Below are 24,094 nucleotides of genomic sequence, written 5' to 3' on the forward strand. Positions count from 1 at the left end.
TCGTCCAGCCCCTGCCCCTGAACGCAGGCAGGCTCGCACACGTCGTGTCGCGGCGGCAGGCCGGGCGCTTGTGACACGCGTCCCGACCTGAGTCGCGTTCTCGGTGATGGGCGGGGAGGGGCGGGGTTGGCGGGTGGAGGCGGGTCAGCGCAGCGAGAAGTAGTACACCGAGCCGCCGCCGGCGAGTGCGGTGTCGACGTCCCAGTAGTCGGCGTCCTTGGTGTGGCCGCCGACCCAGACCTTCGTGCCGGCGTCGATCTGCTCGACGCGCGTGACGACGGCGGTGTGGTCGCGGTCGCCGCTGTTGTCCCAGTCGAACTGCGCGATGTCGCCGACCTTGACGGCGGCGCGCTGCGAGTCGTCGAGCGGGGTCGCGAGGTCGGGCCGCGAGTACAGCCAGTCGCGCATCGCGGTCGAGCTCGTCCAGGTGGGCGAGGAGGCGCCGGTGGCGAAGTCGTACCACCACGCGCCGTCCATCGCCCAGCCCCGCTGCAGCAGCGACTGGCTGGTGAAGTTCGCGCAGTCGTAGCCCTCGATCACCATGAATTGGTCGCGGTTGTAGTTCTGCCAGTAGCTGAGCACGTAGTTCACCTGCGCATCGATGCGCGGGTCGCTCGTGTACGTGAGCGTGAGCACGGTGCGCTCGCGCGGCTCGGTCGCGCGAGCGGCCGCGGTGGTCGCGCGGTCGCCTCCGCTGGTCGCGGCGGCCGTCTCGGTCGAGCCGGCCAGGGCGGTGACGGATGCCACGCCGGGAACCGGTGCCGACGGCGCGACGAACGGCGCGGTGAGTTCGTCGTCGGGCGCGGATGCATCGGGCGCATGCGTGATGGCGTCGATGACCGGGCGCGGCGCGCCGAGCGCGGCGGGAGCCGCGGGTGCCGCGGGAGCGGCAGTTGCGTCGGTGGCGGCCGCCACGGCGGATGCCTCGCCCGACGCGGAATCGACCGCCGGCGCGTAGACGTCGACGGGTGCGCCGGCCTGGTCGGCGAACGCGACCTCGACCGCCCCGAGCGCGGTCGGCGAGGTCGCGGGCACCGCGAACGTGAGCTGGTGTTCGTCGGCGGCGACGATCGTGGCCGGTGCGCCGCCGACCGTGACCGAGGCGACGTCGTCGAGGTCGTCGCCCTCGACGGTGACCTGCGCGCCGCCCGTGAAGGGCACCTCGCTCGTCGAGAGCGGGCCGGTGACGGCGGGCTCGGCCGCCGGGGCGATCGTGTCGCGGGTCTTCTTCGTGAGTTTCGGCGTCGCGACCGTCGAGACGGCGCGATGGGCATGGCTCGTGGCGCGCGGGTCGGCGTGGGCGGCTGCGGCGCCGAGCGCACCGAGGCCGAGCATGGCGGTCAGGCCGGTGAGCGCGGTGACGCGACGCGCGCCGGTGCGGCCGGCGGAGAGCCGGCGGTTGCCCTGCGGCTCGGCGCGGTGGCGGGCGCGGCGGCGCGGTTCCGCGGCGGCGGGGCGCTCGGATTCGGGTGCGGGGGCCGGGACCGGGGGGCGGTAGGTCGAACGGTGGCGCGCGGGGGTGGTGGGTTCTGCTGAAGGCACGAGGAAGCGATCCGGGTCGGGTTCGGGGGGACTTCCCACTGCATCACGCGAGTATGTGAGGATTCCTTCCGAATGCTGGGAGCCGCGTGAGAGCGCGACCACTCGATCAGGCCGAGACGCGCGGCCCCACGAGCACCGCGCGAGCCCACACGACCGCGAGCGGGACGAGCAGGAACGCCGCCGCGGTGTTCACCGCCGCGAATCCGCCGAGCCCCAGCAGCAGCCCCGAGAACGCCGAGGCGATCGCCGCGGCGAAGTTCATCGAGGCATCCGACGCGCCCTGCAGCGGTACCCGCAGCGCAGGCGCGACCGATCTGGTCAGCAGTGCCGAGCCGCCGATCATGCCGGCCGACCAGCCGAGGCCGAGCAGGCCGAGCGCGACCGGCACGAGCAACAGGTCGTCGGCCGGCGCGAGGATGCCGATCACCACCGCGGCGAACAGGATGACCCCGCCCGCGGCGATGACCGACGCGGTGCCGACCCGGTCGACGAGCCAGCCCATCACGGGGCTCGCGCCGTACATGCCGAGGATGTGGATGCTGAGCACGAGGCCCACGACCCCGAGCGTGGCGCCGTGCGCGTGCAGGTGCACGGGGGTCATCACCATCACGGCGACCATGATCGTGTGCGAGCACACGATCGCGAGCAGAGCGAGCAGGGCCTGCGGGTCGCGCACCGCGACGCGCAGCGCACGCCACGCGCCGGGCTCCCCCACCTCATCGGGGACGCTCGTTGCCGCTTCCACGGCCGCGGAGCGACCACGAGCGGCCCCGGCGAGCTGTGCCGCGGCCGGGGCGGATGCGTCGGGCTCCCCGGATGCCGTGGGCTCGGCGTCTGCGGCCAGCGTCCCCGGCCGGGGCAGGCGCAGCAGGGTCGCCACGAGCAGCGTCGACAGCGCGAACACCGCACCCGAGACGACGAACGGCCCGACCAGCGGCGGCAGCCCGATCGCCTGTCCGAGCCCGTCGCCGAACTCCGACAGGTTCGGTCCGGCGACCGACCCGAGCGTGGTCGCCCACAGCACCAGCGAGAGCGACCGGGCCTCGAACCCGGGTGCGGCGATCTCGGCGGCGGCGAACCTCGCCTGCAGGCCGGCCGCCGTGCCGGCGCCGAACGCCGTGAGCCCGAGGAACGCGAGCACGACGAATCCGCTCGTCGCCGCGGTGATCACGAGGCCGGCGCCGAGCACCGCGAGCACGTAGCCGCACGCGAGGGCGATGTGCCGCCCCCGCGCGACGGCGAGCCGGGCGAGCGGCACCGCGGCCAGGCCTGCGCCGAGCACCGCGCAGGTCTGGCTGAGCCCCGCGAGGATGGCGGTGCCGGTCAGGCTCTCGACGAGCAGCGCCGCGACCGCGATGCCGCTGGCCACGCCCACGCCGGCCAGCAGTTGGTTGACGATGAGCACGGCGAGCGACAGGCCGCGACGTGGCTTCCGTTCGCTCACCGCCGCCGCCCGCCCGCGCTCACACCTGGGGTGCCGCCGGAAGCCCGAAGAACTCCTCGAGGGTGGTGGAGCCCGTGTTGTGCATCTCGGTCGCGAGGTCGACGCCGATGTACCGGTAGTGCCAGGCCTCGTGGGGGTAGCCGGTGATGTCGACCTTGTCGGCGGGGTACCGCAGCAGGAACCCGAACCGGTAGGCGTTGTCGCGCAGCCACTGCCCCTCGGGGCTGTCCTCCATGCATTCGAACGTGCAGCCCCGCTCGGTGCCGATGTCGATGCCGAGACCCGTCTGGTGCTCGCTGCGACCCGGCGGCGCGGTGGTGGGATCGCTGCCGTCGCCGTACAGGTCGACCTGGGTCGAGTAGCTGCGGTACGCGCTATTGGAGGCGAGGAAGAAGCCGGCCTCGTCGGCCGCGGCCTGGAACATCGCGACCACGGCATCGGATGCCTCCTGCCGGAGTTCGGGCTCCCAGCTGTGGGCCACCGGCACCGGGACCAGGTCGGGCGGGACGAAGTCTTCGGGGTTGAGCGGTCGGTCGCGGTTGACGACCACCCAGATGCTCATCGGGTCGTCGAGCGAGCGGGCCGCCTTGTCGAACCCGACCGGCGCCGCCGCCGGAGGCGCGCTCGGCTCGGGGCGCGCCGCCTCGGTCGGCTCGTCGCTCGGCTCCGCGTTCGGGGTGGTGCTCGGGCTGCTGCGGGGGGTGCTGCTCGGCTCGCCGGCGTCGGCGGTGCTCGGAGTCGAACTCGTCGGCGCCGCGCCGGCCTGGGCACCTGTCACCCCACCGACCACGACGGCGGCGATGCCCACGAGCAGCGCGGTGAGCGCGAGCGCGACCGTCATGCGCCGTCGCTGCACGGGCTCGCTCAACGTGTCGTGGGGATCGGGCATGTGCCGAGTGTAATCGCGGCTCCTTCGAGCGAGCCGATCGTCCCAATCGTGAGAGCGCTCTCTTGACAGCGTCCCCAATGACGTGCCAAAGTCTCTCCCGACAGTGTGAGAGCGCTCTCACATGTCGCTGGGAGAGCGCTCCCACAGCACCGCACCGAATCCATCACACACACGCACAAAGGAGTGACCGTGAAGCTCTCACGACGCACCCGGGCTGTCGCCGCCGTCGCCGGCGCGGCATCCATCGCCCTCCTTGCGACCGCCTGCTCCAACGGGGGCGGCGGCGAGGGCGGTGGTGAGGGTGAGGAAGTGACCCTCACCATCACCACGTTCGGCACCTTCGGGTACGACGACCTGTACAAGGAGTACGAGGCCGCCAACCCCGGGGTGAAGATCGAGGCGACCAACATCGACACCGGCGGCAACGCCCGCACCGACGCGTTCACGAAGATCGCCGCGGGCTCAGGCCTCAGCGACATCGTCGCGATCGAGGAGGGCTGGCTCGGCGCCATCATGGAGGTCTCCGACCAGTTCGTCGACCTGCGCGACTTCGGCATCGAGGACCGCAAGGCCGATTGGGTCGACTGGAAGTACGAGCAGGCGACCGACCCCGACGGCCGGGTCATCGGCTACGGCACCGACATCGGCCCCACCGGCATCTGCTATAACGGCAAGCTGTTCGAAGCCGCCGGCCTGCCGAGCGACCGCGAAGAGGTCGCCACCCTCCTCGAGGGCGACTGGGCGCACTACTTCGACATCGGCCGCCAGTACCAGCAGGCGACCGGCAAGGCCTGGTACGACCACTCCGGCTTCGTCTGGAACTCGATCGTCAACCAGCTCCCCGAGGGGTACTACACCTCCGACGGCGAACTGAACGTCGAAGACAACGCCGAGCTCAAGGAGAACTTCGACCTGCTGGGCTCGGCCATCGGCGACGGCCTCTCGGCCGCGCAGTCGGCCTGGGACTGGAACGGCGGCAAGTCGTTCGTCGACGGCACCTTCGCGACCTTCGTCTGCCCCGGCTGGATGCTCGGCGTCGTGCAGGGCAACACCGAGGCCGGCGGCGGCGACGCCACCACCGGCTGGGACTTCGCCGACGTGTTCCCCGGCGGAGCCGGCAACTGGGGCGGCGCGTTCCTCTCGGTTCCCGAGACCAGCGCTCACAAGGAGGCCGCGGCGGCCCTCGCCGACTGGCTGACCCAGCCCGAGCAGCAGGTGAAGCAGTTCGAGGCTGCCGGCACCTTCCCGTCGACCGTCAAGGCACAGGAGGAGCTCGCGGCGAACCCCACGCCCAACGAGTTCTTCAACGACGCCCCCGTCGGCCAGATCCTCGCGGGTCGCGCCGAAGGCGTCGTCGCTCAGTTCAAGGGTCCGGATGACTCGGTCATCCAGGAGAACGTGTTCGGTCCGCCGCTCTCGGCGCTCGACCGCGGCGAGGTCGACACGGCCACGGCGTGGGACCAGGCCATCGAGCTGCTCCACGAGCTCGTCGACTGATCACACCCCCTGCTCGCTGGTCGAGTAGCGTCGACAGGCGCTACTCGACCGGCGATCCATCCGCACCCGATCTCCAGCTGAACGGCCCGACATGACCACCACGCTCCAGACGCCGGCCGACGCACCGCCGGCCGACCGACGCCGCCGCCGCTCCCAGCCGAAGCCCTCCTTCCGGCACCGGTTGTCGAGGTTCGACGTCAAGGCCTCCCCGTACTTCTACGTCTCGCCGTTCTTCATCCTCTTCGCGCTCGTCGGGCTGTTCCCGCTCGGCTACACCTTCGTCGTCTCACTGCACGAGTGGGACCTCTTGAAGGGCCAGGGGCCGTTCGTCGGGTTCGACAACTTCGTCGAGATCCTCGGCGACCGCATGTTCTGGAACTCGATCTTCAACACCGTCAGCATTTTCCTGCTGTCGGCGATCCCCCAGCTCGTCGTGGCGATCGTCGTCGCCTACCTGCTCGACCAGGGCCTTCGCGCTCCCACCATCTGGCGCATGGGCGTGCTGCTGCCGTTCGTCGTCACCCCGGTGGCCGTCGCACTGATCTTCTCGAGCGTCTTCAACGAGGCCGACGGCCTGGCGAACAACCTGCTCAACCTCTTCGGCATCCCCGACCAGCAGTGGAAGCACGACACCTTCCTCAGCCACCTCGCGATCGCGACGATGGTGAACTTCCGCTGGACGGGGTACAACGCCCTCATCCTGCTGGCGGCCATGCAGGCCGTGCCGCGCGACCTCTACGAGTCGGCGGCGATCGACGGCGCCGGCAGCGCCCGCCGCTTCTTCTCGATCACGATCCCCACGATCCGTCCGACCCTGATCTTCGTGATCATCACGGCCACCATCGGCGGCCTGCAGATCTTCGCCGAGCCGCGGCTGTTCGACGTGTCGACCGCGGGCGGCATCGGCGGCAGCGACCGGCAGTTCCAGACCACCGTGCTGTTCATGTGGGAGCTCGCCTTCTTCCGCCGCGACTTCGGCGAGGCGGCAGCGGTCGCCTGGCTGCTGTTCCTCCTGATCGTCGGGTTCGGGTTGATCAACTTCCTCATCTCGCGCCGCATCGCCACGGGGGATGCCTCGAAGCAGAGGAACCGACGAACCCGCCGCGCCGCCGCCCGAGGAGCCGAACGATGAGCACCGCGATCCCCGACCCCATCCCCGCCGTGCAGGTCGACGTCGTCGCCCCCGACACGGCCGCTCATCCCGATGTCGTCGGCCGCGGCGGCCGCGGTTCCGGGCGCCCGCGCCGCGGTCGCGGCAGCGGTCTCGCCGGCATCGGCAGCCGCCCCGGCTTCCTCACCTACGGGCTGCTGACTGCCTTCCTCATCGGCAGCGCCTACCCGCTGTGGTGGTCGTTCGTCGTCGGCAGCGGCACGAACGCGACCCGAGGCGAGACGCTCCCCCTCATTCCCGGCGGCAACTTCGCCGCGAACGCGCAGCGAGTGTTCGACGCCATCCCGTTCTGGCTGGCGCTGTGGAACTCGGTGCTCATCTCGTCGATCATCACGATCTCGGTCGTCACGTTCTCGACGCTCGCCGGCTACGCGTTCGCGAAACTCCGCTTCCGCGGCCGCGACGGGCTCATGGTGTTCGTGGTGGCGACCCTCGCGATCCCGACCCAGCTCGGCATCATCCCCCTCTTCATGGTGATGAAGGAGCTCGGCTGGACGGGCACGATCGGTGCGGTCATCGTGCCGATGCTGGTCACCGCGTTCGGCGTGTTCTTCATGCGCCAGTACCTCGTCGACGTCATCCCCGACGAACTCATTGAGGCGGCCCGCGTCGACGGCGCGAACCAGTTCCGCACCTTCCTCACGGTGGGCCTGCCGGCGGCGCGGCCGGCGATGGCGATCCTCGGCCTGTTCACGTTCATGACGGCCTGGACCGACTACCTCTGGCCGCTCATCGTGCTGAGCCCGTCGAACCCGACCCTGCAGACGGCGCTCAGCCAGCTGCAGTCGGGCTACTACATCGACTACTCGGTCGTGCTCACGGGCGCGGTCATGGCGACCATCCCGCTGCTCATCCTGTTCGTCATCGCGGGCAAGCAGCTCATCTCGGGAATCATGGCAGGAGCAGTGAAGGGTTGACCTCGACAATGCGTTTCCCCAAGGGCTTCATCTGGGGCTCCGCGACCGCGGCGGCCCAGATCGAGGGCGCCGCCCACGAGGGCGGGAAGGAAGACTCGATCTGGGACGCGTACGCGCGCGTGCCGAACGCGATCGCGGGCGGCGACACCCCCGAACGGGCCGTCGACCACTACCATCGCTACCCCGAGGACGTCGCGCTCATGCAGCGCCTCGGCCTCGACTCGTACCGGTTCTCGACCTCGTGGGCGCGCGTGGTCCCCGGTGGACGCACGGTCAACCCGAAGGGCCTCGACTTCTACTCACGGCTCGTCGACGAACTGCTCGAGCAGGGCGTGCTGCCCTGGCTCACGCTCTACCACTGGGACCTGCCGCAGGCCCTGCAGGAGCGCGGCGGATGGGCGAACCGCGACACCGCGTACCGATTCGCCGACTACGCCGAGGCCGTCTACGGCGCGCTCGGCGACCGTGTCTCGCACTGGACCACGTTCAACGAACCGCTCTGCTCGTCGCTCATCGCCTACATCGGCGGCGAGCACGCGCCCGGACTCAACGACCCGGTCGCGGGCCTCGCCGCAGTGCACCACCAGCACCTCGCGCACGGTCTCGCGGTCAGGCGGCTTCGCGAGCTCGCCACGGCTTCTTCGACGGATGACTCGCAGCGCGACATCCGGCTGGGCATCACGCTCAACCTCACGAACGCGGTGCCGAACCATCCGGCCGATCCTGTCGACCTCGAAGCCGCACGCCGCATCGACGCCCTCTGGAACCGCATGTTCCTGGAGCCGCTGCTGCTCGGGGCCTACCCGACCGACCTGCTCGAAGACGTGCGCGAGTTCGGGCTCGCCGACCGGATCCTGCCCGGCGACCTCGAGGTCATCTCGCAGCCGATCGACTTCCTCGGCGTCAACCACTACCACGACGACAACGTGTCGGGGCATCCGCTTCCCGACGGGGCGCCCACCGGGCTGCGCCCGACCGACAAGCCCGGCCGCTCGCCGTTCCCGGGCTCAGAGCACGTGAGCTTCCCGTCGCGTGGACTGCCGCGCACCGCGATGGACTGGGAGGTCAACCCCGCCGGGCTCGAGGAGCTGCTCGTGCGGCTCGGCCGCGAGTACGACACCCTGCCGCCGCTCTACATCACCGAGAACGGCGCGTCGTACGACGACGTGCTGAGCGACGACGGGCACGTGCACGACGTCGAGCGCACCCGGTACATCCTCGACCACGTCGCCGCCGTCGGCCGGGCGATCGAACGCGGCGCCGACGTGCGCGGCTACTTCGTGTGGTCGCTGCTCGACAACTTCGAGTGGGCGTGGGGGTATGCGAAGCGGTTCGGCATCGTGCACGTCGACTACGACACGCTCGTGCGCACCCCGAAGGACAGTGCGCTCGCGTACGCGCAGCTCATCGCCGAGGCGAAGGCCGCGGCGGGGGTCGCTGGCGCTGCGGGCGCAACCGGCGCTGCGGCTATCGTGGGGTAATCCGGAGCAACGAGAGGGGGCCCGATGGCTGGGATCCCGAGCGCCGGCTCCGCGCCGACGTTGGAGATGGTCGCCGCGCGCGCGGGCGTGTCGCGTGCGACCGTCTCGCGCGTCGTCAACGGGTCGCCGAAGGTCAGCCCCGACGTGGTCGCCGTTGTGCAAGAGGCGATCGCGGCGCTGAACTACGTGCCGAATCGCGCCGCCCGCTCGCTCGCGAGCCGGCGCACCCAGGCGATCGCGCTCGTCGTGCCCGAGTCGACGGCGAAGGTGTTCAACGACCCGTTCTTCGCGACCCTCGTGCAGGGCATCGGGCTCGCGCTCGCCGACACCGAGTACACGCTGTCGATGCTCATCGAATCCGAGGCGGCGTTCGACAAGACCCGGCGCTACCTGCTCGGCGGCAACGTCGACGGCGCCCTCGTGGCGTCGCACCACACCGGCGACCACTCGTACGCGCACGTGAGCCGGTCGCTGCCGGTGGTGTTCGGCGGGCGCCCGCTCGACCCGAGCGAGCAGGTGAACCACACCGTCGACGTCGACAACGCCCACGGCGCAGAACTCGCCGGCGACCACCTCGTCGAGCGCGGCCGCCGCCGCATCGCCGCGATCGCCGGCCCCCAGGACATGCCGCCCGGCGTCGACCGGTTGCGCGGCTGGCAACGTTCGCTCGAGCGTGCCGCCCTCCCCATCGGCCTCGTCGAATACGGCGACTTCAGCCCCGCCTCGGGCGCCGAGGCGATGCGTCGCCTGCTCGCGCGCGAGCCCGAGATCGACGGCGTGTTCGCTGCGAACGACCAGATGGCGATCGGCGCGTACACCGCGATTCTCGAGACCGGGCGGTCGATCCCGGGCGACGTGGCGGTGGTCGGCTTCGACAACGACCAGTACGCGGCGATGGCGGTGCCGCCGCTCACCACCGTGCACCAGCCGTCGCTCGAGATGGGCGAGGTCATGGCACGCACGCTCGTGCGGCTCATCGCCGGTGACGATGTCCCCGCCACGACGCTGCTGCCGACCCGGCTCGTGGTGCGGCAGTCGAGCTGACGGCGGCACGGTAGCGCGCCGCCGCGCTCTCAGCCCGCTCTGCGCCACGTACGCGCCCTCCGCGCCACCTCGGCTGGCGCAGACCCGGCCGAAGTGGCGCAGCGACGAGCGGGCCCGCGTCACCGCACGTGCGGCACGACCTCGCTCGCGAGGAGCTCGAGCACGTCGAGGTCGTCGAAGTCGAGCACCTGCAGGTAGATCGTCTCGACGCCCAGCCCGGCGAGCACGCCGAGGCGGTCGACCAACTCCTGCGGGGTGCCGGCGACGCCGGCGCGGCGCAGCTCTTCGGGGTCGCGGCCGATCGCCTCGGCCCGGCGGCGGTACTCGGCCTCGGTCGCGCCGACCGTCGAGGTGAGCGCGGCCGAGTAGACCATCGACTCGGGCGCACGGCCGGCATCCGACACCGCCGCGCGCACACGCGCGAAGCCCGCCGCGATCTCGTCGTTCGAGCGGAACGCCACGTTGTACTCGCTCGCGAACCGCGCCGCGATCGCGGGCGTGCGCTTCGGGCCCGCTCCCCCGACGATCACGGGCAGCGGCTGCTGCACGGGCTTCGGCAGCGCCGGAGCATCCGTCAGTGCGTAGTTCTCGCCCGCGTGCGTGAACGTCTCACCGAGCGGAGTCGACCAGAGTCCGGTGACCACCTCGAGCTGCTCCTCGAGGATGCCGAACCGCGCCTGCGGGAACCCGAACCCGTACGCCGCGTGTTCGGCCTCGAACCATCCGGTTCCGAGCCCGAGCTCGATGCGCCCGCCGCTCATCTCGTCGACCTGCGCGACCTGGATCGCGAGCAGCGACGGGTGCCGGAACGTCGCGCTGGACACCAGCGTGCCGAGCCGGATCGTCGACGTCTCGCGCGCGATCGCGCCGAGCGTGACCCACGAGTCGGTCGGGCCGGGGCGCCCGTCGACGCCCATCGCGAGGAAGTGGTCGCTGCGGAACCACGCGTCGAACCCGAGTCGCTCGGCGGCCTGGGCCATGCGCACCTGCTGCCCGTAGGTCGCGCCCTGCTGCGGTTCGGTGAAGATCCGGAACTTCATCTCTGTCCTACTTTCTGTGGTCTGTCCGTGGACGTGCGGCCGAGTGTTTCCGTTCGCACCGACCGTGTCCGTTCGTGCGGAACCCCCCGGTGCGAACGGAAACATTCGGCGGGATGGGTGGTCAGGGTGGGTGGGTCAGGCGGGTGGGTCAGGTGGGTGGGTCAGGGTGGGTGGGTCAGGTGGGTGCGTCAGGCGCAGCAGGGGCGGATGTCTCGAACGAGACATCCGGCAGGTCCGCGAAGCGGCGGCGCATCACGGCGATCGCGTCGGGGTGCTCGTCGACGAGCACGAACCGGCGCCCGAGCGCGGCCGCGACCGCACCCGTCGTGCCCGAGCCGGCGAAGAAGTCGAGCACCCAGTCGCCGGGGCGGGTCGACGCCTGCACGATGCGGCGCAGCACACCCTCGGGCTTCTGCGTCGGATACCCCGTCTTCTCGCGCCCCGTCGGCGACACGATCGTGTGCCACCAGACGTCGGTCGGCAGCTTGCCGGCCGCCGCCTTCTCGGGCGTGACGAGCCCGGGCGCCATGTACGGCTCGCGGTCGACGGCCGACGAGTCGAACCAGTACGTTGCGGGATTCTTCACGTAGACGAGGATCGTGTCGTGCTTCGTCGGCCAGCGCCGCTTCGCCTTCGCGCCGTAGTCGTACGCCCAGATGATCTCGTTGAGGAAGCATTCGCGCCCGAACCTCGCGTCGAGCAGCACCTTCGCGTAGTGCGCCTCGCGGTAGTCGAGGTGCAGGTACAGCGTGCCGTCGTCGGCGAGCAGCCGCCACGCCTCGTCGATGCGCGGCTCGAGGAACGCCCAGTAGTCGTCGAAGCGGTCGTCGAAGCGCAGCAGGTCGCCGCGGATGCGCTCGTACTGCTTGCCGGCGAACCCGGTGATGGTACGGGGTGCGGCGAGCGCGGCATCCGGTTCTGCTGCTGAATCCGACCCTGCGAGACCGGATGCCTCCGGCCCGACGTCGACCGCGTCGCGAACCCGAACGTGCCGCAGGGCCTGTCGCGCCTGCGACCGGCCGGTGTTGAACGGCGGGTCCAGGTAGACCAGCGTGAACGCGCCGTCGGGCAACGCGGGCAGCACGTCGAGGTTGTCGGCGTGGATGACGCGATTCGACTCCTCGGATGCCACCTGCCAAGTCTGCCAGTCGCGGCTACGCTGGCGGGCAGGGGGTGGTCGGCGTGAAGGCGCTCATCGTGGTGGAGTCGATCTGGGGCAACACCGAGGCGATCGCCGTCGCGATCGGCGCGGGGCTCGGCGCGGGCGCCGAGGTGGTGCGCATCGATGCGGCACCCGACGTGCTGCCGGCGGGTCTCGACCTGCTCGTCGTCGGCGGCCCGACCCACGCCTTCTCGATGTCGCGCGTCGACACCCGCAAGGCGGCGAAGGACCAGGGGGCGACGCGCGTGCCGCGACTCGGCATCCGCGAGTGGATCGGCAAGCTCGGCACCCCGCCCCGCGGCACTCGCGTCGCGACGTTCGACACCCGCAGCGTCGCCCCGCGCCTCCCCGGCTCGGCCGCGAAGAAGGCCATGAAGCGGCTGGTCAAGCTCGGGTACGAACCGCTCGCGGCGGCCGAGTCGTTCGGCGTGTACGGCTACAGCGGCCCGCTCGAAGAGGGCGAGGTCGCGCGCGCCGAGCAGTGGGGTCGCACGCTCGCCGGCCGGCTGGCCTGAACCGCGACTGCCTGCGGCGGGAGGTCTCGTGCACGCGCTCGTCGTCGTGGAATCGTTCTGGGGGCACACCTCGACGATCGGGCGCGCGATCGCCGACGGACTTGCGGCCTCCGCGGTGCGGGTGGCCGTGGTCGAAACGGATGCCGCGCCCGGTCGCCTTCCCCCCGACCTCGACCTGCTCGTCGTCGGCGGCCCGACCCATGCCTTCTCGATGTCGACGCCCGAGACCCGACGAACCGCGGCCGAGCGCGGTGCGCCGACGGTGCCCGAGCGGGGCATTCGCGAGTGGATCAAGGCGGTCGAGCGGCCGCCGACCCGGATCCCCGTCGCCGTGTTCGACACCCGCACGCGAACGCCCGAGTTCCCCGGTTCGGCCGCGACGCTCGCGACGAGACGGCTCTCGCGACGGGGGTTCGACCCGATCGCCGAGCCGATGACGTTCTGGGTGCGCGAGCTCGACGGGCCGCTGCTCGACGGCGAGCGCTATCGCGCCCGCGAGTGGGGCCGTGACCTCACGGTCGCGCTGCTCCACACGCTCTGAGCGGCTCGCGGAGGCGAGGGCCGCGCTCAGACGTCGAGTCGAATCCGCCCCTGGAACCGTTCGGGGTCGTCGTCGTCGGGGGCATCCGACGCGAACGCGATGCCCTTGTCGCCGTCGCCCGGCAGCGGTGCGGGCGCGGGCAGCCGGCTCTGCCGATCCTGTTCGACGGCCGCCTCGTACTTGCGCGGCGCGAAGACCTCGTCGCCGATCATCATGACGCCGCCGGAACCCCCGCCACCGCGCTTCGTCTTGTCGGAGAGGTCGATGAATCCCGCGCGCTGCGCGAGCCATCCGATGCCGACGACCGCACCCGCGATCACCAGCCACACCCACCACTCCATCCCGCCGAGTCTACCGACGCCGCCCCGAGCTTTTCTCAGGAGATCTTGCGGTGGCGGCGGGCGCGATGCGGCGTGTCGTCCTGAATACCGCGCGATTCGGGCCGCGGTTCCTGAAAAAAGAACGGGGGGGTCAGGGGCCGCCTCGGGAAAGAGACGGGGGTCAGGGCACCCGGTACAGCCAGTCGGGGGTGGAGAACTTCGAGGCGACGAGCGCCTCGGCCTCGGCGAGCTCGTCGGCGGTGACCGCGCCGGCCTTCGCGCCGTAGAGGGAAGCGAACGTGTGCTTCAGCGCCTCGATGATCGCCGCCCGGCTGAGACCGGTCTGCGAGCGCAGCGGGTCGACGCGCTTGGCCGCCGACGCGATGCCCTTGTCGCTGATCTTCTCGCGGCCGATGCGCAGCACCTCGAGCATCTTCTCGTTGTCGAGGTCGTACGCCATCGTCACGTGATGCAGCACACCGCCCGAGCCGAGGCGCTTCTGCGCGGCACCGCCGATCTTGCCCAGCGGCGACGCGATGTCGTTCAGCGGCTGGTACGTCGCCTCGACGCCGATCGAGCGAAGCCCCTGCAACACCCAATCGTCGAGGAACGCATACGAGTCGGCGAAGCTCAGCCCCTGCACAAGCTCGGCCGGCACATACAGCGAGTAGGTGACGACGTTGCCCTTCTCCATCATCATCGCGCCGCCCCCCGAGATGCGTCGCACGACCTCGAAGCCGTACTTCTCGGCGCCCTCGGGGTCGACCTCGTTCTTCACCGACTGGAACGACCCGATCACCACGGCCGACTCGTCCCACTCCCAGAACCGCAGGGTCGGCTTGCGGCGCCCCTCGCCGACGCGCGTGGCGAGCACCTCGTCGAGCGCGAGATGCAGGCGCGGCGGCACGGCCGCGTCGTGCACGATCTCCCACTCGTAGTCGGTCCAGCTGCGGGCATCGGTGAGCGCGCGACGCACCGCGACCGCGACGGCCTCGGCCGAGAAGCCCAGCATCACGGCTCCGTCGCGCAGGCCCGCCGAGATCGCGGCCGCGATCTGCTTCGCATCGGAGGCCGCGGGCAGGCCCTCGAGCGCGGCGTCGATGTCGCCCAGCGCCTCGTCGGGCTCGAGGAAGAAGTCGCCCGCGACGCGCGGGGAGCGGATCACGTCGTCGACGACATCGAAATCGACGACCACGAGCTTGCCGCCGGGAACCTTGTACTCGCCGTGGAATGGGGGCATGGGCGACAGCCTACGACTGGATGCCCCGGGTAGCGCCGGTTCGCGCACGACGCCGACCCGAGACATCCGATCGTCAGCGAACCGGCGCGACCGCCGCGAGCTCGCGGTACTCGGGCAACGCGATGTCGTTGGCGAACATGTCGGTGAGCTTCATCATGCCGGCGAGCATGAGGCGGTTCTTGAAGGTGAGGTCGCGCATCGCGATGCGCCACCGGCTCGGCGGCGCGAGGAACGGCCCGGCGTTGCCGCTGCGGGCGACCTTCGAGTAGCGGAGCATCCGCTCGTCGTAGTTCGCGAACGTGACCCGGTGGTCGCCGCCGGCGGCAGCGAGCTCGCCGGCCAGCACGTATGCGCCGACGATCGAGAGCCCGGTGCCGAATCCGCCGAGGGTGTTCGCGTACCCGGCGTCGCCGACGAGCACGACCCGCCCGCTCGTGAACCGGTCGAGGTGCACGCGGTTCAGGCCGTCGAGGTAGAACTCATCGGCGGTCGCGAGTCGCTCGAGCATCTCGGGCACGCGCCAGCCCGCGCCGGCGTACGCGTCGGCGATCAGGCGCTTCTGGGCGTCGACGTCGTGCCGGAGGGCGCCGGGGTCGTCGGAGGCGAAGACGAAGAAGTCGGGCGCCTTCGGGCCGCCGATGACGGCGAGCCTGCCCGGTTCGTTGTACCAGAGGCCCGGCTGAGTGGGCACGCCGGGCACGCCGGGCGCATCGGGCGCGTCCGGTGCGTCTCCGACAGGGCGATCGGATGCCTCGGCCGCCGCCTTCGCGCCGCCGACCACGGCGTACGAGTACCCGAGGTACTTCACGAATTGCCGCTCGGGCCCGAACGCGAGCCGCCGCACGCCCGAGTGCACGCCGTCTGCGCCGACCACGAGGTCGAACCGGCCGGTGCGTCCGCTGCGGAACTCGACGTCGATGCCGTCGGCGTGCTCGTGCATGCGCTCGATGCGGTCGCCGAAGACGTACTCGACGCGGTCGGCGGTGTGCTCGTACAGCAGCTTCGCGAGGTCGCCGCGGGCGATCTCGACGTCGCCGCCGCTGAACGTGTGGGGCATGACGGCGTTCGTGCGCCCGGTCGCGTCGACGAAGTGCGCGTCGACGGCGGGGGTGCGCTGGGCGTTGATCTCGTGCCACAGCCCCATCTGCTCGAGCACCCGGCGGTGGGTCGCCCCCTTGAAGTCGACGGCCTGGCCGCCGGGGCGCAGGGAGGACGCTTGCTCCACCACGGTGATGTCGTGACCGGTGCGCGCGAGCCAGAACGCGACCGCGGGGCCGGCGATGCTCGCACCTGAGATGAGGACCTTCATGATCGTTCCCTTCGTTTCTGTGTCTACCCGACACATATTAGTGTCTGGTAGACACAGAAAGTCAAGACCCACGCTCGAACCGGGAGGAACGATGTCCGAGCCCACCGCGGCCGACCTGCTCTGGGCGCCGGCGAGCGGCACCGCGACGCGCCGGGGACCGCGCCCACGTGTGACGCTCGCCGAGCTCGTCGCCACGGGTATCCGCCTCGCCGACGCCGAGGGGCTCGACGCGGCATCCATGCAGCGCGTCGCCGACGAGGTCGGCGTCACCAAGATGGCGCTCTACCGGTACGTGCCGAACCGCGACGCGCTCATCGCACTGATGGTCGACACCGCCATGGGGCCGGTGAGCGCTCCGAAACGAGCGGATGATCCGGATGCCTCGCCGGCGTCCTGGCAGCCGCGCCTGCGCGCCTGGGCGCACGCCGTGCACGACGTGTTCGCCGCCCATCGCTGGCTGCTGACCGCGGCGGTCGGCGCGCGCGTGTTCGGGCCGAACGAGCTGAGCTGGACGGAGGCCGGGCTCGGCGTGCTCGAGGAGCTGCCGCTGACCGCGGGTGAGCGGCTCGACACGCTCACGCTGGTGAGCGCGCACGTGCGCGGGCTCGTGCAGCAGGAGACGCAGCCCGACCTCGAGGCGCAGCTCGCCGAGACGCTCGGCGCCGTGCTGACGGCGAACGCCGACGCGTATCCGCTCGCGGCCGCCGCCTTCGCCGACGCGGCGACGGACACGGCCCAGGACGCCGCACTGGAGTACGGCCTCGACCGCATCATCGCCGGCATCGCCGCCCTGGTCGCCGCGCGCGGCTGACCACCCCGCCCGCGCCGCGCCCGCGCGCGCCCGGCGTCTGCGCCCGCGCGCATCCCCGGCGTTGGTAGGACAAACGCCGGAATGCAGGTCGCGCAGCAGCGTGCGCGACCTGCATTCCCTGCGTTGACCTACCAACCCTCCCTGCAGCGTCCTACGAACTCACGGACATGCGCCGGGCGGCGCGGGTCAGCTCGTGCAGGGTGCTCCGTTCAGCTCGAAGAGCCAGGGCACGGTCGCCGGGTCGGCGCCCTTCCCGATGAACCCGATGGTCGTGCGGGCGCCGGGGGCGAGCGCGGCGTTCCACGACAGCGACGAGGCCGTCACCACCTGGCCCTGCTGCGACCAGTCCGCGCTCCAGCCGTTGCCGATGCCGAGGTCGCCGCGGAAGGTCCACTCGAGGGCCCACCCGTTGATCGGCGTCGTGCCGGTGTTCTCGACCCAGATCTGCGTGTTGAAGCCCCCCGGCCACGTGCCGTGCACGAGGTACTCGATCGTGCACGCCTGCGCCGCGATCGGCGGGTTCGCGAGGGCGACGAGTTCGCGCGCCTGCTGCGGGAACCACACGCCCGCAGCCGGGTCTTCGATGCCGCGCACGGGGTCGAGTGGGCCGCCGGTGCCGCGGAAGCACTTGCCGTCGCTCTCGCCGGGCACCTTGATCCAGAGGAAGGCGTCGATGAGCGCCGTGCCGGTGTCGGTCGTCGGACGTTCGCCGATGCCGCGGTCGGGCGGGTTGCACCACACCTCGGGGTCGGGGTAGACGCCTGCGGGCGCAGTCCACGGGCCCTGGCCGTTGCGGCTCGTGTCGATCACGAAGTGCGCCTGAGCGGCGGGGTCGCGCGTGAGCCCGGTGTCGGCGTAGGCCTGGTCGTAGGTCGCGTCGGTCGCCGTCCAGGTGTCGAAGTCGGCTGGGTTGGCCGGGTAGTACTGGCTGCCGCACCACGCGGGCTCCCACCACGAGTTCTGCGAGAGGTGGATGCACTCCGAGATCCAGGTGCCGTACTTCTCGAGCTTGCGGGTCTCCTCGTAGTTCGACGCGTTCAGGAAGAACCCGTCGGTGCGTTCGACGCCCGCCCGGATGAGTCGCGCCGAGATGTCGCCCACGCCGAGCCATCCGGTATGGGTGCCGTCGAGGTAGACGTGCGTGCCGGCGAGCGCGGTGAGCCGGTCGACCGCGCCGTTCACCTGCACGTACCGGTCGTCGGCCGCGGTCGCCGGGTCGAGCTCGGCGGGCTGGCACCACTCGGCGTTGCCGTTGCCGTCGGTGTTCCAGGGGATGATTCCGAGCCCGTCGGGCTCGAGGATGACGATCGCGTCGCGGTCGCCGATGCCGGCGGCGACACCGTCGACCCAGGCCAGGTATTCGGCGGTGTCCGCTGCGCCGCCCGCCGAGTACTGCGCGCAGTCGCGGAACGGCAGGTTGTAGACGACGATCGTCGGCACCTGCCCGAGCGCGGCGGCGGCGTCGACGATCTCGTCGACGGCGGTCTGCGCCTCGGCGGGCGTGCCCTTCGTGATCCAGTCGGCCGACGGGATGCTGCCGAGCAGCTGCGCGTCGGCGCGGGCCCGCCCGCTCAGCGACTGCGCCGCTTCGAGCGTGGTGCTGTACGGGTTGCGGTAGAGCTCGGCTCCCTGCAGGGCACCGTCGTCGGCGGCGGCGTTCGCCGGGGCTGCGGTGATGCCGCCGATCGCGCAGATCGCGACGGTCGCGGCGGCCAGCGCGACCGCGCGCGGAAGTGGTCGTGGGGTCATGTTCGCTACTCCAGTTGGTCGTCGTCGACCTCGGTCGACTTCGTCGTGGACCGTTCGGTGGTGCGGGTTCGCATCGATTCGTGAGAGCGCTCTCACGGACGCGAGTTCAAAATGGCACGACCGCGGGACGGCTGTCAAGAGCGAAGCAGACGGATGTCCCGGGGCCGGCGTGCGAGCGGGGATACGATCGCGGTGTGACCACCTTCTTCCTCGCGCGTCACGGCGAGACCGAATGGCATGCCGATCACCGGTACGCCGGCAACTCCGATGTCGGGCTCACCCGGCACGGACTCGGTCAGGCGGCCGCACTCGCGGCCTGGGCCGTGGACGCACGGCTCGACGCGATCGTGTCGTCACCCCTCAGCCGCGCCCGCCGCTCGGCCGCACCCTCGGTCGAGACGACCGGCCTCGCGCTGCGGATCGACGACCGGCTCGTCGAGATCGACTTCGGCGTGGGCGAAGGGCTCACACCCGAGGAGATCGCCGACGGCTACCCGGCGGAGTGGACGGCCTTCTGCCGGGCACCGGCGTCGAGCCCGCTGCCCGACGGCGAATCCGGTCGTGCCGGCATCGCCAGGGCGCTGCCCGTGCTCGACGAACTCGTCGCGGAGTTCCCCGACGGGCGCGTGCTCATCGTCGCCCACGCGACGCTCATCCGCCTGCTGTTCTGCGAACTCGCGGGCATGGACCCCGACGGCTACCGCGACCTGCTGCCCGTGCTCGGCAACTGCAGCGTCACCACGATCGTGTACCCGTGGCTCACCGAGTCGACGGCGGCGCATCCGAACCATCCGCGGATGCGCCTGCTCGGGTTCGACGTCCCGCCCGACCGCGCGAGCGTCGTCGACTGACGGCAAGCACCCGCCGCGAGGCATCCGCTCAGTCGACCGCGTAGCGCTCGTCGAGCCATCCGACCAGGTCGTCGCGCACTTCCAGCCGATTCAGCTCGTTGAAGACCTCGTGCCTGGCGTCGGCGTACACGATGACCTCGACGTCGACCAGCCCCGAACGCGACACGTACGCCTGCGCGAGCCGACGCGCGCTCTCCTCGCCGCCGAGCGTGTCGTCGGAGCCGACCATGATGAGCAACGGCAGCTCGCTCGGAATCGCCGGCGCCGGCGCCGGACGCCCCAGCAGCCGCACCGCGTCGAGGGTGCCGAACAGCTTCCGCAGCGGGGTGGTGGTCGTGTACGGGTCGGCGACGAACGCCTCGGCGACGGCCGGGTCGCGGCTGAGCCATTCGGCCCCCGTGCTGCCGAGGTGCTTGTGGCGACGATTGAGGCGCTCGCCCGGATCCATCCAGCGCAGCGTTCGATAGGCCGTGCCGGTGAGTACCGCCCCGTCGTAGCGCGCTGCGCTGCGGTTGAGGATGATCTGCGCCATCAACGAGCCCCACGAGTGTCCGAGCAGCACGAGCGGCACGTCGTCGCCCTCCGTCTCGCGGATGACATCGGTGAACCGTTCGACCGCCGCAATCGTCGCGCGCAGGCCGCCCGGCCCGAGCCGGCCCATGCGATCGAGATCGCCGCCGTGCTGCTCGAAGCCGGTCTGCCCATGGCCGCGATGGTCGTCGGCCCACACCGAGTACCCCGCCTCGTTGAGCGCGGCGATCAGCTCGCGGTACCGGCCGATGTGGTCGCCCACGCCGTGCGCCAGCTGGATCACCGCGGCCGGGTCAGGCACCCGGTGCGCCTCGTAGTGGATGCGGACGCCGTGATCGTCGGTGAACGTGGGCATGCGGCAAGTGTGACAGGTCGCGGGCCGCGCGAGCGGTCAGGCCTCGCGGGTGACCTCGACCGAGACGAACAGTTCGGATGCCCCGGGGCCGGCGTACACCCCGCGCAGCGGCGAGACATCCGTGTAGTCGCGTCCGCGACCGACCAGGACATGCAGGTCGCCGACCTGCGAGAGGTTCGTCGGGTCGTAGCCGCGCCAGTCGCCGTCGAACCACTCGACCCAGGCGTGCGACTCGCCCGTGACGGTGACCCCGACGCCCGCCGACGGGTCGGGATGCAGGTAGCCCGACACGTACCTCGCCGGAACGCCGATCGCGCGCAGCGCCCCGACCGCGAGGTGCGCCATGTCCTGGCAGACGCCCTTGCGCTCGGCCCACGCCTCGCGCGCGGTCGAGTGCACCCCGGTCGCCCCGGTCACGTACTCGACCGCCTCGCCGACCGCCCGGCACACCTCGAGCGCGGTCTCGGCGACCGGCAGCCCCTCGGCGGCGATGGTCGCGGCGAGCGCCGCGAGCTCGTCGGGTGGCGCGGTCGCCGCCGTCTGCGTCGAGAACTCGACCAGTGAGACGGTGCTGCGGCGCGCCCGCTCGAGGGCTTCCCAGTGCAGTTCGGGCGCACGCCGGTGCGGTGTCGGCTGCACCTCGACGAGGCTCGTCGCCGTGACCGACAGCTCGCGGTGCGGGGTCAGCACTTCGAACGTCGAGACCCGCGTGCCCCAGTAGTCGAGGTACGCGTGCTGCGTCGCGCCCGGGCGTATGTCGAGGCCCGCCTGCAGCACGAACTGCTCGCCGCCCGAGTGCGGCAGCATGCGCGCCTCGTTGTACGACGCGGTCGCCGGTTCGGCGTAGCCGAAGCCGGTGCGGTGCACGATGCGAAGCCGGCTCATGACACCTCCCCCGTCCAGACCGGCACGGCGCTCGCCGGGAAGTACCTGCGCCGGATCGCCTCGCTCGCGCCCGACACCACGGCCTGCACGTGCTCCATCTCGTCGCTCAGCTCGTCGATGATCTCGGTGATCGGCCGGTACTCGAGCTCGGATCGGATCTGCCCGAGCAGTCGCTGCGCCTGGTCGGTGACGCCGACCCGGCCGGCACGCGGGTCGATCTCGCGCAACGACTCCTCGGCGCGGATGACGCTCGCGATCACCGATCGAGGGAACAGCCGGTCGAGCAGCAGGAACTCGGCCGCCGACTGCGTCGACGGCAGGCCCCGATAGCTGCGCAGGTACGACTCGTAGCCGCCGCAGCTGCGCAGCAGGGTCGTCCAGCTGGGGCCGGATGCCTCGGTGAGCTCGCGTGTGGCGAGCAGTCGAGCCGTCATGTCGGCGCGTTCGATCGCGCGGCCGAGCGAGAAGAACTGCCACGCCTCGTCGCGGCTCGACGCCGAGTCGACGACACCCAGCGCGAGTGCCGTGCGGTCGCGCACCCACCGGAAGAACTCGTGCGTCTTGTCGGTCGCCACTCGACGGGGCATCCGCGCATTGGTCTCGTTCAGCGCCTCCCACAGCTCGGTCGAGACGATCTCGCGGGCGCGCCGGGCGTTCTCACGAGCGGATGCCACGGCGTGCGCGATCGACGCCGGATGGCTCCGGTCGACGCCGAGCAGGGCGATCAGGTCGGCCGGCGTCAGGTGCACATCGTCGGCGGGCACACTGCCCATGACCGACATGAGTGCGCGGCACGCGGTGTCCTCGTCGATCCACGGGTCCTCGAGGAGCAGCTGCAGGTGCACGTCGAGGATGCGCGCGGTGCCGTCGCTGCGCTCGAGGTAGCGGCCGATCCAGAAGAGCGACTCGGCGATGCGGCTCAGCATGAGGGGGCCTCGGCATTCGTCGGTCGGTGAGCCTGTTGCTGTTGCTGCTGTTGCTGCTGTTGCTGCTGTTGCTGCTGTTGCTGCTGTTGCTGCTGTTGCTGTCGCACGGGCGCCTCGTCGTCCTGCGGCGACGACTCGAGGCGGTGCACGCCCGGGTTCGGGGCATCCGCACCCACCACCGGCATCGCACCCGTCTTCGGAGCCGCCTGATGCGCGACCAACGACCCCGATGCCAGGCGGGTCTGCGCGGGCGACGACCCGGTGGTCGGCCCAGACGGCGGATCGCCGCCGAGCACCCAGGTGTCCTTCGAGCCGCCGCCCTGGCTCGAGTTCACCACGAGCTGCCCCTCGGGCAACGCCACGCGGGTCAACCCGCCCGGCAGCACCCACACCTCGTCGCCGTCGTTGACCGCGAACGGGCGAAGGTCGGCGTGCCGCGGCCGCAGGCCGTCTTCCACGAGCGTCGGGATCGTCGAGAGCTGCACCACCGGTTGGGCGATCCACCCGCGGGGGTCGGCCACGAGTCGCGAGCGCAGTTCGTCGAGCTCGCGCCGCGAGGCATCCGGACCGACCACCAGCCCCTTGCCACCCGACCCGTCGACCGGCTTGACCACCAGCTCGTCGAGGCGGTCGAGCACCTCGGCGAGCGCGTCGGGCTCCTCGAGCCGCCAGGTGTCGACGTTCGGCAGGATGGGCTGTTCGGCCAGGTAGTAGCGGATGAGGTCGGGCACATAGGTGTAGACGAGCTTGTCGTCGGCGACGCCGTTGCCGACGGCGTTCGCGATCGTAACGTGCCCGAGGCGAGCGGCGAGCATGAGCCCGGGCGCACCGAGCACCGAGTCGGGCCGGAACTGCTGCGGATCGAGGAACTCGTCGTCCACGCGCCGGTAGATGACGTCGACGCGGGTCGGGCCGGCGGTGGTGCGCATCCAGACCCGGCCGCCCGAACAGAACAGGTCGCGCCCCTCGACGAGTTCGACGCCCATGAGCCGGGCGAGCAGGGTGTGCTCGTAGTACGCCGAGTTGTAGACGCCGGGCGTGAGCACGACGACCGTCGGGTCTTCGACGCCCTCGGGCGCGCTCGCGCGCAGCGCCTGCAGCAGCCGGTTCGGGTAGTCGCCGACGGGTCGCACCCGCATGCTCGTGAACAGCTCGGGCAGGGTCTGCGCCATCACCCGCCGGTTCGAGACCACGTAGCTCACGCCGCTCGGCACGCGCACATTGTCTTCGAGCACGCGCCACTCGCCGAGTTCGTCGCGGATCAGATCGATGCCGGCGACCTGGATGCGCACACCGTTCGCACTCACGATGCCCGCGGCCTGGCGGTGGTAGTGCGTCGACGAGCTCACGAGTGCGGCCGGAATGACGCCGTCGGCGACCGCACGCTGCGGCCCGTACACGTCCGAGAGGAACGCCTCGAGCGCTCGAACCCGCTGCGCGACGCCGGCTTCGACGTGCGCCCAGTCGTCGGCGGCGATCACCCGCGGCACGGCGTCGAGCGGGAACGGGCGCTCTTCTCCGGCGAAGTCGAACGTGACGCCCTGCGCGAGGTACGAGCTCGCGAGAGCTTCGGTGCGGCCGCGCAGCTCGTCCTGGGTCATGCGCGCGAGCGCCGGGTAGAGCTCGCGGTACGGATCGCGCACGGCGGGGTCGTCCGCCGGGAACATCTCGTCCCACGGCCGGGCGCCCTGCCGAGCGGTGCCGACCGACGTGGTCGCGTAGCCGTCGAAGAGCGTGCCCATTCCCGAAGGTTCGCAGCCTGCGGTTTCGATGCTGTTTCCGGCAGACGTCGTGCCCGCGACATCCGCCCCTCCCCCACCCTGTGTGCTTTTCTCAGGAGTTTTTCGCGCGAACCGAGCTGATTCGGCCGAATT

At 71.3% G+C, this 24,094-nt stretch carries 22 protein-coding genes; 9 read left to right on the plus strand and 13 right to left on the minus strand.

Translation table 11 applies throughout. The features are described 5' to 3' along the window. Nucleotides 1-144 precede the first annotated feature (144 nt). The 3 genes from FLP10_RS07220 to FLP10_RS07230 all read right to left on the minus strand — a co-directional run bounded on the left by FLP10_RS07220 (nucleotide 145) and on the right by FLP10_RS07230 (nucleotide 3,875). Nucleotides 145-1,542, minus strand: a complete 1,398-nt coding sequence (locus FLP10_RS07220; protein ID WP_149160250.1) for an amidase domain-containing protein — start codon at nucleotides 1,540-1,542, stop codon at nucleotides 145-147. A gap of 106 nt (nucleotides 1,543-1,648) precedes the next feature. Next, nucleotides 1,649-2,986 (minus strand): MFS transporter, encoded by a 1,338-nt coding sequence (locus tag FLP10_RS07225; RefSeq protein WP_149160251.1) that lies wholly within the window; start codon nucleotides 2,984-2,986, stop codon nucleotides 1,649-1,651. Nucleotides 2,987-3,005: 19 nt separating this feature from the next. Further along, nucleotides 3,006-3,875, minus strand: a complete 870-nt coding sequence (locus FLP10_RS07230) for a M15 family metallopeptidase (protein ID WP_149160252.1) — start codon at nucleotides 3,873-3,875, stop codon at nucleotides 3,006-3,008. A gap of 189 nt (nucleotides 3,876-4,064) precedes the next feature. On the opposite strand from FLP10_RS07230, the gene FLP10_RS07235 reads away from it, so the two are divergent. The 5 genes from FLP10_RS07235 to FLP10_RS07255 all read left to right on the plus strand — a co-directional run bounded on the left by FLP10_RS07235 (nucleotide 4,065) and on the right by FLP10_RS07255 (nucleotide 9,985). Beyond that, entirely contained in the window at nucleotides 4,065-5,372 is a 1,308-nt protein-coding gene (locus tag FLP10_RS07235) for an ABC transporter substrate-binding protein (protein ID WP_149160253.1), read from the plus strand. Nucleotides 5,373-5,463: 91 nt separating this feature from the next. Then, on the plus strand, nucleotides 5,464-6,504 hold the full coding sequence (locus FLP10_RS07240) for a carbohydrate ABC transporter permease (protein ID WP_149160254.1): 1,041 nt from the start codon (nucleotides 5,464-5,466) through the stop codon (nucleotides 6,502-6,504). After that, nucleotides 6,501-7,460, plus strand: a complete 960-nt coding sequence (locus FLP10_RS07245; RefSeq protein ID WP_149160255.1) for a carbohydrate ABC transporter permease — start codon at nucleotides 6,501-6,503, stop codon at nucleotides 7,458-7,460. The genes FLP10_RS07240 and FLP10_RS07245 overlap by 4 nt, the downstream gene beginning before the upstream one ends. 8 nt (nucleotides 7,461-7,468) lie before the next feature. Continuing rightward, nucleotides 7,469-8,941, plus strand: a complete 1,473-nt coding sequence (locus tag FLP10_RS07250) for a glycoside hydrolase family 1 protein (protein ID WP_149160256.1) — start codon at nucleotides 7,469-7,471, stop codon at nucleotides 8,939-8,941. A gap of 24 nt (nucleotides 8,942-8,965) precedes the next feature. Continuing rightward, a complete protein-coding gene (locus FLP10_RS07255; protein ID WP_149160257.1) occupies nucleotides 8,966-9,985 on the plus strand; it encodes a LacI family DNA-binding transcriptional regulator in 1,020 nt (339 codons plus the stop codon). A 119-nt stretch (nucleotides 9,986-10,104) separates the two neighbouring features. Here the strand turns inward: FLP10_RS07255 and FLP10_RS07260 are convergent, their stop codons facing one another. Beyond that, complete coding sequence (locus tag FLP10_RS07260) at nucleotides 10,105-11,025, minus strand: LLM class F420-dependent oxidoreductase (protein ID WP_149160258.1); 921 nt, start codon at nucleotides 11,023-11,025, stop codon at nucleotides 10,105-10,107. A 175-nt stretch (nucleotides 11,026-11,200) separates the two neighbouring features. Next, on the minus strand, nucleotides 11,201-12,157 hold the full coding sequence (locus tag FLP10_RS07265) for a DNA-methyltransferase (RefSeq protein ID WP_149160259.1): 957 nt from the start codon (nucleotides 12,155-12,157) through the stop codon (nucleotides 11,201-11,203). Here FLP10_RS07265 and FLP10_RS07270 point away from each other — a divergent pair. Further along, nucleotides 12,151-12,702, plus strand: a complete 552-nt coding sequence (locus FLP10_RS07270) for a flavodoxin family protein (RefSeq protein WP_246150262.1) — start codon at nucleotides 12,151-12,153, stop codon at nucleotides 12,700-12,702. The two genes, FLP10_RS07265 and FLP10_RS07270, sit on opposite strands and share 7 nt — an antisense overlap. Before the next feature lie 28 nt (nucleotides 12,703-12,730). After that, nucleotides 12,731-13,243, plus strand: a complete 513-nt coding sequence (locus FLP10_RS07275; RefSeq protein WP_149160260.1) for a hypothetical protein — start codon at nucleotides 12,731-12,733, stop codon at nucleotides 13,241-13,243. Nucleotides 13,244-13,269: 26 nt separating this feature from the next. Here FLP10_RS07275 and FLP10_RS07280 read toward each other — a convergent pair whose 3' ends face one another. From FLP10_RS07280 to FLP10_RS07290, 3 genes are all read right to left on the minus strand, one after another. After that, nucleotides 13,270-13,584, minus strand: coding sequence for a hypothetical protein (locus FLP10_RS07280; protein WP_149160261.1), 315 nt, complete (start codon nucleotides 13,582-13,584; stop codon nucleotides 13,270-13,272). A gap of 160 nt (nucleotides 13,585-13,744) precedes the next feature. Next, a complete protein-coding gene (lplAB, locus tag FLP10_RS07285) occupies nucleotides 13,745-14,803 on the minus strand; it encodes a lipoate-protein ligase LplAB (protein ID WP_149160262.1) in 1,059 nt (352 codons plus the stop codon). Nucleotides 14,804-14,876: 73 nt separating this feature from the next. Then, nucleotides 14,877-16,112 carry an FAD-dependent monooxygenase gene (locus tag FLP10_RS07290; protein WP_149160263.1) on the minus strand — a complete coding sequence of 412 codons (1,236 nt, stop codon included), beginning with the start codon at nucleotides 16,110-16,112 and terminating at the stop codon, nucleotides 14,877-14,879. 91 nt (nucleotides 16,113-16,203) lie between these two features. On the opposite strand from FLP10_RS07290, the gene FLP10_RS07295 reads away from it, so the two are divergent. Further along, nucleotides 16,204-16,923 (plus strand): TetR/AcrR family transcriptional regulator, encoded by a 720-nt coding sequence (locus FLP10_RS07295; protein ID WP_149160264.1) that lies wholly within the window; start codon nucleotides 16,204-16,206, stop codon nucleotides 16,921-16,923. Nucleotides 16,924-17,109: 186 nt separating this feature from the next. Here FLP10_RS07295 and FLP10_RS07300 read toward each other — a convergent pair whose 3' ends face one another. Next, entirely contained in the window at nucleotides 17,110-18,672 is a 1,563-nt protein-coding gene (locus FLP10_RS07300; protein WP_149160265.1) for a glycoside hydrolase family 6 protein, read from the minus strand. A 194-nt stretch (nucleotides 18,673-18,866) separates the two neighbouring features. Here FLP10_RS07300 and FLP10_RS07305 point away from each other — a divergent pair, with 194 nt between their 5' ends. Beyond that, complete coding sequence (locus tag FLP10_RS07305) at nucleotides 18,867-19,523, plus strand: histidine phosphatase family protein (RefSeq protein WP_149160266.1); 657 nt, start codon at nucleotides 18,867-18,869, stop codon at nucleotides 19,521-19,523. A 28-nt stretch (nucleotides 19,524-19,551) separates the two neighbouring features. On the opposite strand, the gene FLP10_RS07310 is transcribed toward FLP10_RS07305, so the two are convergent. The 4 genes from FLP10_RS07310 to FLP10_RS07325 are packed head-to-tail and all read right to left on the minus strand — an operon-like array spanning nucleotide 19,552 to nucleotide 23,962. Continuing rightward, entirely contained in the window at nucleotides 19,552-20,409 is an 858-nt protein-coding gene (locus FLP10_RS07310; protein ID WP_149160267.1) for an alpha/beta fold hydrolase, read from the minus strand. 36 nt (nucleotides 20,410-20,445) lie between these two features. After that, on the minus strand, nucleotides 20,446-21,294 hold the full coding sequence (locus FLP10_RS07315) for a transglutaminase family protein (protein WP_149160268.1): 849 nt from the start codon (nucleotides 21,292-21,294) through the stop codon (nucleotides 20,446-20,448). Next, on the minus strand, nucleotides 21,291-22,220 hold the full coding sequence (locus FLP10_RS07320; protein ID WP_149160269.1) for an alpha-E domain-containing protein: 930 nt from the start codon (nucleotides 22,218-22,220) through the stop codon (nucleotides 21,291-21,293). Before FLP10_RS07320 ends, FLP10_RS07315 begins: the two co-directional genes overlap by 4 nt. Then, entirely contained in the window at nucleotides 22,214-23,962 is a 1,749-nt protein-coding gene (locus FLP10_RS07325) for a circularly permuted type 2 ATP-grasp protein (protein ID WP_149160270.1), read from the minus strand. Before FLP10_RS07325 ends, FLP10_RS07320 begins: the two co-directional genes overlap by 7 nt. Between the last annotated feature and the right edge of the window lie 132 nt (nucleotides 23,963-24,094).

It is taken from the genome of Agromyces intestinalis (assembly GCF_008365295.1).
Taxonomy (GTDB): Bacteria; Actinomycetota; Actinomycetes; order Actinomycetales; family Microbacteriaceae; genus Agromyces; species Agromyces intestinalis.